Annotated in this window: 10 protein-coding genes; 7 read left to right on the forward strand and 3 right to left on the reverse strand. The window is 69.1% G+C overall.

The features are described from left to right. The first annotated feature begins 411 nt into the window (after positions 1-411). Positions 412-813: a type II toxin-antitoxin system VapC family toxin gene (locus tag AC2VOK_RS12020; protein ID WP_428900666.1), complete on the forward strand. Its 402-nt coding sequence runs from the start codon at positions 412-414 to the stop codon at positions 811-813. A 90-nt stretch (positions 814-903) separates the two neighbouring features. Here AC2VOK_RS12020 and brnA read toward each other — a convergent pair whose 3' ends face one another. Continuing rightward, complete coding sequence (gene brnA, locus AC2VOK_RS12025; protein WP_428900667.1) at positions 904-1374, reverse strand: type II toxin-antitoxin system BrnA family antitoxin; 471 nt, start codon at positions 1372-1374, stop codon at positions 904-906. Between the two features lie 309 nt (positions 1375-1683). On the opposite strand from brnA, the gene uvrC reads away from it, so the two are divergent. The 5 genes from uvrC (at position 1684) to AC2VOK_RS12050 (ending at position 8076) form a co-directional block, all read left to right on the forward strand. Continuing rightward, positions 1684-3627 carry an excinuclease ABC subunit UvrC gene (uvrC, locus tag AC2VOK_RS12030; protein WP_428900668.1) on the forward strand — a complete coding sequence of 648 codons (1944 nt, stop codon included), beginning with the start codon at positions 1684-1686 and terminating at the stop codon, positions 3625-3627. Then, entirely contained in the window at positions 3624-4547 is a 924-nt protein-coding gene (gene rapZ, locus AC2VOK_RS12035; protein WP_428900669.1) for an RNase adapter RapZ, read from the forward strand. The genes uvrC and rapZ overlap by 4 nt, the downstream gene beginning before the upstream one ends. After that, positions 4544-5638 (forward strand): uridine diphosphate-N-acetylglucosamine-binding protein YvcK, encoded by a 1095-nt coding sequence (gene yvcK, locus AC2VOK_RS12040; RefSeq protein WP_428900670.1) that lies wholly within the window; start codon positions 4544-4546, stop codon positions 5636-5638. The genes rapZ and yvcK overlap by 4 nt, the downstream gene beginning before the upstream one ends. After that, positions 5635-6612 carry a DNA-binding protein WhiA gene (gene whiA / locus AC2VOK_RS12045; RefSeq protein ID WP_428900674.1) on the forward strand — a complete coding sequence of 326 codons (978 nt, stop codon included), beginning with the start codon at positions 5635-5637 and terminating at the stop codon, positions 6610-6612. The genes yvcK and whiA overlap by 4 nt, the downstream gene beginning before the upstream one ends. Positions 6613-6687: 75 nt before the next feature. Continuing rightward, positions 6688-8076 carry a WS/DGAT/MGAT family O-acyltransferase gene (locus AC2VOK_RS12050; RefSeq protein WP_428900671.1) on the forward strand — a complete coding sequence of 463 codons (1389 nt, stop codon included), beginning with the start codon at positions 6688-6690 and terminating at the stop codon, positions 8074-8076. Here AC2VOK_RS12050 and AC2VOK_RS12055 read toward each other — a convergent pair. Then, positions 8073-9335, reverse strand: a complete 1263-nt coding sequence (locus tag AC2VOK_RS12055) for an alpha/beta hydrolase (RefSeq protein ID WP_428900675.1) — start codon at positions 9333-9335, stop codon at positions 8073-8075. The genes AC2VOK_RS12050 and AC2VOK_RS12055 overlap by 4 nt on opposite strands. A 346-nt stretch (positions 9336-9681) precedes the next feature. Beyond that, complete coding sequence (locus tag AC2VOK_RS12060; protein ID WP_428900672.1) at positions 9682-10020, reverse strand: hypothetical protein; 339 nt, start codon at positions 10018-10020, stop codon at positions 9682-9684. 99 nt (positions 10021-10119) lie between these two features. Between AC2VOK_RS12060 and AC2VOK_RS12065 the strand changes: the two genes are divergently transcribed. Then, positions 10120-11057, forward strand: a 938-nt coding sequence (locus AC2VOK_RS12065) for a phytoene desaturase family protein (RefSeq protein ID WP_428900673.1), incomplete at its 3' end; no start/stop codon positions are given.

An 11057-nucleotide genomic window follows, 5' to 3' on the forward strand; every position in this document is an offset into this window, starting at 1 on the left:
TCCACCTGCACCACTACTAACCGCGAAGACCCCGTCAAAGGGGGTTCCCGACGTGCGAGCAAGGACAGATGAATCTGGTGGCTGGCCGTCCGCTTGCTGCTTTCTGTCTGCCCTCCTGGCGTCGAGTGTGAACAGGGGGCGGGATTTTCGTTTTTCTCGCCCACGTTTCACGCTCGACGCCCAGGATTCACACTCGATGCATTGGACCCGAAAACACCCGCACCAGGGGGTAGCGTCCCGACTTGTCACCCGCCACAACCGCCGGATAGGCACAATCCTCCCCGCCGTCTCGTCGGCAGCCCTGATTCCCCGGAAGGCAAGCGGACCCGCACGTACCCGCACAATCGCCCGGCATGACCTCACCACGGCATCGACAATCGATGAGCTACTCAACGAAGAAAAAGGCCTGTGGTGACTTACCACTACCTCGACGGCTCCGTCGCGGTACGCATCATGCTCGGCCATTCGGCGTCAGCGGCCCAATGGTTCGACAGCACGACCGGCGGAGACGACGATCGCGTCGTTTCCTCACGCATCCTGCGCACCGAGATCACTCGCGTAGTGCGCCGGGAGAACCTGCCGGTCACCGACCGCGACCAGATTCTGGACTATATCGACACGATCCCGCTCGACCACGCCGTTGTGCAACAAGCCGAAGCAATCATCCCTCACATTCGCACGCTCGACGCCATTCACCTCGCGTCGGCATTGCGTTCCGGCCTCGATGACCTGGTTATCGCCACGCACGACGAGACTATGAAATCAGTGGCTGTGGCGCTCGGGTTCCGGATCGCCGATCCAGTGGAACCCTGAGGTGCCACGCATCAGTGGGTCTGGTTTCGACTCGATGGACCGGCTCAACCGTGACGCGAGTGGGTTCGATGGACTCGGGCCATCGTGCCCTCAGGCCGTGGTGTGCCCGCCGTTGTCAAGTTTCTCCGCGATCCAGACTTTGATGAGTGATTGCCGGGTGACGCCGAGCCGGGTCGCCTCGCGGTCGAGTTCGGCGATCATCCACGCCGGGAAGTCGACGTTGACACGCCGGTGTTCCTCTCCGGGACGCCGGGCCCGTGCGGTATCGAGGGAAGTGGTCATGTCCCGACCGCTGTCGAACCGTTCATCGAACTCGTTAGCCTTCATAGAGTTCTTCCTCTCCTTCACGTGAGCGGCGTACCGAGATGATTCGAATGCGATCGCATCTCTGCTCATCCATCTCTGCTCATCCGTTGTGCGTGCCGGCACTTCGATGCGGTGCGGATCCGACCAGATGGACCGGGCAGCATCGAAGTCGATGCCATGCTTGGCATGGTTGGCCGCGCTCTTGACGGGGTCGAACTCGAAGCTATGTATGTATAAAAAATATACCGAAATCACGCAGATTCCCCGTCGGTCCAAACCTGTTGCCAACCGAATGGTGGCGGCGAGACCAGGGGGTAGTTTCCCGACTTGGCTTGCGATCGAGGTCAAATGTCTCTGTCAGACAATGGGATTCGCTTGTCAGGATGTGTGAATCACGATAGAGCGGCCCGGGGGTGCTGAGGCGTCGTCAATCTCCCTCCCGGCCAGAAGCTCGATGGCGTGCTGTTGACAGAATGATGAACGCGGTCATGGCGGACCGCGCGCCATCTCCGCCGCCCGATGCCGACGCTTCGCCTCCCTCCCGGCGGCTACTAGCCTGGACACGTGCCAGATCCCGCCACGTATCGCCCCGCGCCGGGGTCCATCCCGGTCGAGCCGGGTGTCTACCGGTTCCGGGACCCGCACGGGCGAGTCATCTACGTCGGCAAAGCCAAGAGTCTGCGAAGCCGGCTGACCTCGTACTTCGCCGACGTCACCGGCCTGCACCCGCGCACCCGGCAGATGGTGACCACCGCTGCCAGGGTCGAGTGGACGGTGGTCACCACCGAAGTCGAGGCGCTGCAGCTCGAATACAACTGGATCAAGGAGTTCGATCCGCGCTTCAACGTGCGCTATCGGGACGACAAGTCCTACCCGGTGCTGGCGGTCACCCTCAACGAGGAGTATCCGCGCCTGATGGTCTATCGCGGCCCGCGCCGCAAAGGGGTCCGCTATTTCGGGCCGTACTCGCATGCCTGGGCCATCCGGGAGACGCTGGACCTGCTCATCCGGGTCTTCCCGGCGCGCACGTGCTCGGCGGGTGTATTCAAGCGCCACAAGCAAATTGACCGGCCATGCCTGCTCGGCTACATCGACAAGTGCTCGGCGCCCTGCGTCGGCAGGGTCAGTGCCGAGCAGCACCGCCGCATCGTCGGCGACTTCTGCGACTTCCTTTCCGGAAAAACCGACCGTTTCGCCCGCGAGCTCGAGCAGCAGATGAACACTGCGGCCGAGCGGCTCGACTTCGAGCGGGCCGCCCGCCTGCGGGACGACCTGTCCGCGCTCAAGCGGGCCATGGAGAAGCAGGCCGTGGTGTTCGGCGACGGCACCGACGCCGACGTCATCGCGTTCGCTGACGACGACCTGGAAGCCGCAGTGCAGGTGTTCCACGTCCGCGGCGGGCGGGTGCGCGGCCAGCGCGGTTGGATTGTCGAAAAGGTCGGCCAACCAGACGATTCCGGCGAGGGGCAGTTGGTGGAGCAGTTCCTGACGCAATTCTACGGTGAGCAGGCCGAACTGGGTGGGGCCGCCGATGAGGCGGCGAACCCGGTTCCCCGCGAGGTGCTGGTGCCGTGCCTGCCGTCCAATGCCGACCAGCTGTCGAGCTGGCTGTCCGGGCTGCGCGGATCCGGGGTCAATCTGCGGGTGCCGCGTCGCGGCGACAAGAAGGCGCTGGCCGAGACCGTGCAACGCAACGCCGAAGAAGCACTTCAGCAGCACAAGCTGAAAAGAGCCGGCGACTTCAACGCCAGATCGGCTGCGCTGCAGAACATCCAGGATGCCCTGGGCCTGGCGGACGCGCCGCTGCGCATCGAGTGCGTCGACGTCAGTCACGTGCAGGGCACCGACGTGGTGGCCTCGTTGGTGGTGTTCGAGGACGGGCTGCCACGCAAATCGGACTACCGCCACTTCGCGGTCCGCGAAGCGGCCGGGCAGGGACGCTCCGACGACGTCGCCTCCATCGCCGAGGTGACCCGCCGCCGGTTCCTGCGCCACCTGAACGAGAAGCAGGACCCGAATATGCTTTCCCCGGAAGGAAAGTCGCGCCGCTTCGCCTACCCGCCGAATCTGTATGTCGTCGACGGCGGCGCGCCGCAGGTCAATGCGGCCAGCGCCGTGCTCGAGGAGCTGGGTGTCACCGACGTGGCGGTGATCGGCCTGGCCAAACGGCTCGAAGAGGTGTGGGTGCCCTCCGAGCCGGACCCGATCATCCTGCCGCGCAACAGCGAGGGCCTCTATCTGCTCCAGCGGGTCCGCGACGAGGCGCACCGGTTTGCCATCGCCTACCATCGCAGCAAGCGATCCAAGCGAATGACCGCATCCGTGCTGGACTCGGTACCGGGATTGGGGGAGCACCGCCGCAAAGCGCTGGTAACGCATTTCGGATCCATCGCCCGCCTCAAGGAGGCCACCGTCGACCAGATCACCGCCGTTCCGGGCATCGGCGTGGCGACCGCCGCGGCCGTGCTCGAGGCGCTGCGACCGGAGCGACCGGAGGATGCGGGATGAGCGGGCAGGGTGAGCTGGCCCAGAGCTACCCGGGGTCCCACAGCGAAGGATCCGCCGACGGCATCGACGTCGTCCTGGTGACCGGGTTGTCCGGGGCCGGGCGGGGCACGGCGGCCAAGGTGCTCGAGGACCTCGGCTGGTACGTGGCCGACAACCTTCCGCCGCAGCTGATCACCCGGATGGTGGATTTAGGGCTGGCCGCCGGGTCGCGGATCACCCAACTGGCGGTCGTCATGGACGTTCGGTCACGCGGATTCACCGGTGACCTGGATTCGGTGCGTACCGAGCTGGCAACCCGCAACATCGCCCCGCAGGTGGTCTTTTTGGAGGCGTCCGACGACACGCTGGTGCGCCGCTACGAACAGAACCGCCGCAGCCATCCGCTGCAGGGTGAGCAGACCCTGGCCGAGGGCATCGCCGCCGAACGCAGGATGCTGGCCCCGGTGCGCGCCGGCGCCGACCTGATCATCGACACGTCGACGCTGTCGGTGCGAGCCCTGCGGGAAACCATCGAGCGCGCCTTCGGTGGCGTCACCGCCGCGTCCACCAGTGTCACCGTCGAGTCGTTCGGCTTCAAGTACGGGCTGCCCATGGACGCCGACATGGTCATGGACGTGCGGTTTCTGCCCAACCCGCACTGGGTGGACGAACTGCGCTCCCACACCGGCCAGCACCCGGCGGTGCGTGACTACGTGTTGGCCCAGCCCGGCGCAGCCGAGTTCCTCGACACCTACCATCAGCTGCTGAACGTGGTCGTCGACGGCTACCGCCGGGAGGGCAAGCGCTACATGACGGTTGCGATCGGCTGCACCGGCGGCAAGCATCGCAGCGTCGCGGTCGCCGAGGCGCTGATGCAGCTGCTGCAGACCAACGCCCAACTTGCGGTGCGGGTGCTGCACCGGGACCTGGGTCGCGAATGAGCCCGGCAGCGAGCCCGCCGGCCGGTCACAGTCAAAGCATCGTCGCACTGGGCGGTGGACACGGGCTGTACGCGACGCTGTCCGCGGCCCGCCGGCTGACCCCGCACGTCACCGCGGTGGTCACCGTCGCCGACGACGGCGGCTCGTCGGGCCGGCTGCGCAACGAACTGGACATCGTGCCGCCGGGCGACCTGCGAATGGCGTTGGCGGCGCTGGCGTCCGACAGCCCGCATGGTCGGCTGTGGGCGACCATCGTGCAGCACCGCTTCGGCGGCAGCGGCGCGCTGGCGGGGCATCCCATCGGCAACCTGATGCTCGCCGGCTTGTCCGAGGTTCTCGGCGACCCGGTCGCGGCCCTCGACGAACTCGGGCGCATCCTCGGCGTCAAGGGCCGGGTGCTGCCGATGTGCCCGCTGGCGCTGCAGATCGAGGCCGACGTGTCCGGCCTGGAGTCCGACCCGCGGATGTTCCGGCTGATCCGCGGGCAGGTGGCGATCGCGACAACCCCGGGCAAGGTGCGGCGGGTCCGGCTGCTGCCCGGCAACCCGCCGGCGACCCGGCAGGCCGTGGACGCGATCATGGCTGCCGACTTGGTGGTGCTCGGACCCGGGTCGTGGTTCACCAGCGTGATCCCGCATGTGTTGGTTCCGGAGTTGGCCGCGGCCCTGCGGGCGACCACCGCCCGCCGCGCCCTGGTGCTCAACCTGGTGGCCGAGCCGGGGGAGACCGCCGGTTTCTCCGTGGAACGCCACCTGCACGTGCTGGCCCAGCACGCGCCGGATTTCACCGTCCACGACATCATCATCGACGCCGACCGGGTCCCCAGTGACCGGGAGCGCGACCATCTGTGTCGCACGGCGACACTGCTGCGCGCCGAGGTGCACTTCGCTGACGTGTCCAGACCTGGTACACCTTTACATGACCCGGGCAAGCTCGCGGCCGCCTTGGACGGTGTGCGAGTGGGCAACAAGGACTCGTCGTCGCCCAGCGCGACAGTCACCGGAGAGATTCGGATCGACGGTGAACGCCCGCAGACCGGGGCGGATGAACCGGTTGACAACGGACCGAAGGGTGACGACGCGTGGCGATGACGACCGAAGTCAAGGACGAGTTGAGCCGCTTGGCCGTGCCGTCGGTCAGCGCCCGCCGCGCGGAGGTCACGTCCCTGCTCCGGTTTGCCGGTGGGCTGCATATCGTGGCTGGCCGGGTGATCGTCGAGGCCGAGGTGGACTTGGGCAGCATCGCCAGGCGCCTGCGTAAGGACATCTTCGACCTGTACGGCTACAACGCGATCGTGCATGTTCTGTCGGCCAGCGGGATTCGCAAGACCGCCCGCTACGTGCTCCGAGTGTCCAACGACGGCGAGGCGCTGGCACGCCAGACCGGGCTGCTCGACAACCGGGGGCGTCCGGTACGTGGGCTGCCGGCCCAAGTGGTCGGCGGCAGCATCGCCGACGCCGAAGCGGCGTGGCGCGGGGCGTTCCTGGCGCACGGTTCGCTGACCGAACCGGGACGGTCGTCGGCCCTGGAGGTCAGCTGCCCCGGCCCGGAGGCCGCGCTGGCGCTGGTGGGCGCGGCACGCCGGCTCGGGGTCGGCGCCAAAGCGCGCGAGGTGCGCGGCGCCGACCGGGTGGTGGTGCGCGACGGCGAGGCGATCGGCGCCCTGCTGACCCGGATGGGGGCCCAGGACACCCGGCTGGTGTGGGAGGAGCGCCGCATGCGGCGCGAGGTGCGCGCGACGGCCAACCGGCTCGCCAACTTCGACGACGCCAACCTGCGCCGCTCCGCCCGGGCCGCGGTCGCCGCGGCCGCCCGGGTGGAGCGCGCGCTGGAGATCCTCGGCGACACCGTGCCCGACCATCTCGCCACAGCCGGCACTCTGCGGGTGGAGCACCGGCAGGCCTCGCTGGAGGAGCTCGGCCGGCTGGCCGACCCTCCGATGACCAAAGATGCTGTGGCGGGCCGTATCCGGCGCCTGCTGTCGATGGCGGACCGGAAGGCGAAGGTCGAGGGCATTCCCGACACGGAGTCGGCGGTGACGCCGGACCTGTTGGAAGACGCCTGATGCGCGGCGGCCGGCCCCGCACGGATTGTCCGAAATAGCTGTTCGGTTTTCGGCGCCGAGGGCTACGGTCGGAGCATGAAGCAGCTTTCGAGCGTGGACGCGGCGTTCTGGTCTGCCGAGACCGCGGGCTGGCACATGCACGTCGGTGCGCTGGCGATCTGCGACCCACGCGATGCGCCCGAGTACAGCTTTGCGCGGTTGCGCCGGCTGATCATCGAGCGACTGCCCGAGCTGCCGCAGCTACGCTGGCGCGTCACCGGCGCACCGCTGGGCCTGGACCGGCCGTGGTTCGTCGAGGACGAGGACCTCGACATCGACTTCCACGTCCGTCGCATCGGGGTTCCCGCGCCGGGCGGACGCCGCGAACTCGAAGAGCTGGTGGGCCGGCTGATGTCCTACAAGCTGGACCGCGCCCGGCCGCTGTGGGAGCTGTGGGTGATCGAGGGTGCCGCGGGCGGCCGGATCGCGTCGCTGACCAAGATGCACCACGCCATCGTCGACGGGGTCTCGGGCGCCGGGCTCGGCGAAATCCTGTTGGACGTGACGCCCGAACCCCGGCCGCCGCAGCAGGAAACGGTCGGATCGCTGGCGGGATTCCAGCTTCCGGGCATCGAGCGGCGCGCGGTGGGCGCCCTGATCAACGTCGGCATCATGACGCCGTTCCGCATCGCCCGGCTGGCAGAGCAGACGCTGCGTCAGCAGATCGCCGCGCTCGGGCTCCACAGCCGGCCGCCACGCTACTTCGAGGCGCCGAAGACGCGATTCAACGCGCCCGTGTCGCCGCACCGGCGGATCACCGGGTGCCGCATCGAGCTGTCCCGGGCCAAGGCGGTCAAGGACGTCTTCGGTGTGAAGCTCAACGACGTCGTGCTCGCGCTGGTGGCCGGCGCCGCCCGGGAGTACCTGCACAAGCGCGGCGAACTGCCGGCCAAGCCGCTGATCGCGCAGATCCCGGTGTCGACCCGCACCGACGACAGCAAGGACGACGTCGGCAACAAGATCAGCTCGATGACCGCGTCGCTGGCCACCGACATCGGCGATCCCGCCGAGCGGCTGCGCGCCATCCACGACAGCACGCAGAGCGCCAAGCTGATGGCCAAGGCGCTCTCGGCGCATCAGATCATGGGGCTGACCGAGACCACACCGCCCGGCCTGCTGCAGCTGGCCGCCCGGGCGTACACGGCCAGCGGGCTGTCGCGAAACTTGGCCCCCATCAACCTGGTTGTGTCCAACGTGCCCGGGCCGCCGTGCCCGTTGTACATGGCCGGCGCCAAGCTGGATTCGCTGGTGCCGCTGGGGCCGCCGGTGATGGACGTCGCGTTGAACATCACCTGCTTCTCCTACACGGACTACCTCGACTTCGGGTTCGTGACCACCCCGGAGGTGGCCAACGACATCGACGAGATGGCCGACGGCATCGAGTCGGCGCTGACCGAGATCGAGAACGCCGCGGCGCTGGGCTAGTCGCGGTCCGGATAGGTGGTCGCGTAGACCCAGGTCAAAAACCGCGCCACCGCCTCGGCGGACCGGTGCGCCCGCGGGGAGCCGAAGATGTCGAAAGCGTGCTGGGCGTTGGGTAATTCGGCGTAGGCGACTGGCGACTTCGACACCGCCCGCAATTCGGAGACGAATTCCCGCGCCTCGCCCACCGGGATGAGCGAGTCGTCACGGCCGTGCAGGACGAAGAACGGCGGCGCGTCGGCGCGCAGCCGCTGGATCGGGGAGGCGTCGACGTAGACGTGCCTGTGCGTGGCGAATTTCCTTTTGACAACGAACTTTTCGAGCAACTTCACGAACTCGGGACGGCCCTCGCCGTGGGTGGAGAACCAGTCGTAGCGCCCGTACAACGGAACCGCGGCGGCCACTGAGGTGTCGGCGTCCTCGAAGCCCGGCTGGTATGCGGGGTCGCCCGCGGTCAGCGCGGCCAGCGAACACAGGTGACCACCCGCCGAACCCCCGGTGATCGCGACGAAGTCGGGGTCGCCGCCGTAGTCGGCGATGTTCTCCTTGACCCACGCCAGCGCGCGTTTGACGTCGACGATGTGGTCCGGCCAGGTGTGCCGCGGGGAGACGCGGTAGCCGATCGACACGCACACCCAGCCGTGGGCGGCCAGCCGGCTCATCAGCGGATAGGCCTGCGGGCGGCGCATCCCGATCACCCAGGCCCCGCCCGGCACCTGCACGAGCACCGGCGCCTTGCCGTCGCGTGGCAGGTCGCGGCGGCGCCAGATGTCGGCGAGGTTGGCCCGGCCGTGCGGGCCGTAGGACACCACGTTGGTTTTCCCGACGTAGCGCCGGCGCGCCACCGACATGCGCAGCGGCACGTTTCGCCGCCCCGCGGGGGTGGGCCGGGCCGACAGGTCGGCGATCTCGTCGGCGTAGTCGGGTCCGAGTTGTTCGCGCAGCCCGGCCTCGAGCACCGGCCCGGGGGTGGTGACACCGCGGTAACGGATCGCCGCCAGGATCGCCCACGACGCGACCGTCAGGGCGAGCGCCGCCCGGCCCCGGGGCCCGGCGAAGTCGCCGCGCCGGCCGCGGCGCAGCGCGTCCACCAGGGAGCCCGCGAAGTACAGGCCGGGCACCTCCGAGGCCGGCCAGCCGAGCCAGAACACCAGGACGGTGCTGTAACCTTTACGGGCCAATGGCCGAAACCCGTTGGTGGCGTTGGCTATTTCCAGCGCAGCCCGGGCCAGCGGTCTGGGGGTGAAGACCCGCCGGCGCAACCGGTCGAGCCTCACGAGCCGCCGACCTCCTCCCGCAGTTTCCTGCGAAGGATCTTGCCGGTGCCGCCGCGGGGCAGCAGGTGTCCGACATCACTGCGCTCGGTCACGTTGCTCCTTGGGTTCCCACGGGGCCTGGCCGCATCGAGGCGACGGTGCGTTCCTCGATCGTAACGGGCCGGTGCCGGGGGGTTTCCGCCGTGTTTTCCGGCGCGACGTCCCGTGCCAGGCGGCGCGGCGGCGCTTTTTGTCGCCCACGCGTATGGTGCCGGCCGCGTCCGGCGCGTTATGGTTACGCACGCCCGACGGTAGACCCCCAGCTGAGAGGGACGGAATGGACCTCGCCGGATTAGCTGACGCGCCCCAGCGGGTTTGTGCCACCGGGGTAACGGCCGACCGTCGCCAGGCCGAGTACTTTCTCAATCTGCTGCTTCAGCGCCGCCATCTCATCGACGAACGGATCGCCGAACACCGCAGGGCCGGCGTCGCCGCCCAGAACAGCGGCGACGCCGAACGCGCCTACGGCATGCGGCGGATGGCCCACGGCGAGGAACAGGACCGGCGGACTCTCGATCGTCTGATCGAGAACCTGCGGCGGCGCTTCCCGCGGCAGGACCCTGGCGACGTTCCCGGCGGTGCGCAGGTGCGGCTCGCGGTTCGGTAGGCGCGCACCGCCAATGGGATCCACGACACCGCTGCTGTTCGAGTTTCTGGGGCGGCGCTGCCGGTCGGGGCCCGAGCCCGGCGACGGCCACCCGGTCCACGTCACCACCCGACGCAGCGCCCGATGACGCGGGCGGTCGTCGTCGGCGCCGGCCCCAACGGCCTGGCCGCCGCGATCCACCTGGCCCGCCACGGTGTCGACGTGCAGGTGCTCGAGGCCCGTGACAGCATCGGCGGGGGAGCACGGTCGGGGGAGCTGACGGTGCCCGGAGTCATCCACGACCACTGCTCGGCGTTCCACCCACTCGGCGTCGGTTCCCCGTTCTGGCGCGAAATCGACCTGCAGCGCCACGGGCTGGTGTGGAAGTGGCCCGAGGCCGACTGCGCCCACCCGCTCGACGACGGCACGGCCGGCGTGCTGTACCGGTCGATCGATCGGACCACGGAACGCATGGGCCCCGACGCGGCGCGGTGGCGCCGCGCCGTCGGGGACCTCGCGGCGGGGTTCGACGCGCTGGCCGAGGATCTGCTCCGCCCGGTGCTCAGCATCCCGCGACACCCGCTGCGGCTGGCCGGCTTCGGGCCGCGCGCGCTGCTGCCGGCCACCACGATGGCCCGCTGGTTCCGCACCGAACAGGCGCGCGCGCTGTTCGGCGGCACCGCCGCGCACGTCTACACCAGACTGGACCGGCCGCTGACCGCGTCGCTCGGCTTGATGATCCTGGCCAGCGGGCACCGCTACGGCTGGCCCGTCGCCGAAGGGGGATCCGGTGCGATCACCCGCGCCCTGGCCGCCGCGCTGACCGAGCACGGCGGCGTGGTGGCCACCGGGGTGACCGTCGCCGCCCGCCGCGACATCCCCGATGCCGACATCGTCATGCTCGATCTCAGCCCCGCGTCGGCCCACGATCTCTACGGCGACCTGATGCCCGCCCGGATCGGGCGCGCCTACCGGCGCTACCGCCAGGGCTCCTCGGCGTTCAAGGTCGACTTCGTCGTCGAGGGCGACATTCCCTGGGCCAACCCCGACTGCGGGCGCGCCGGCACCGTCCACCTCGGCGG

The organism is Mycobacterium sp. TH-M116 (genome assembly GCF_057473685.1).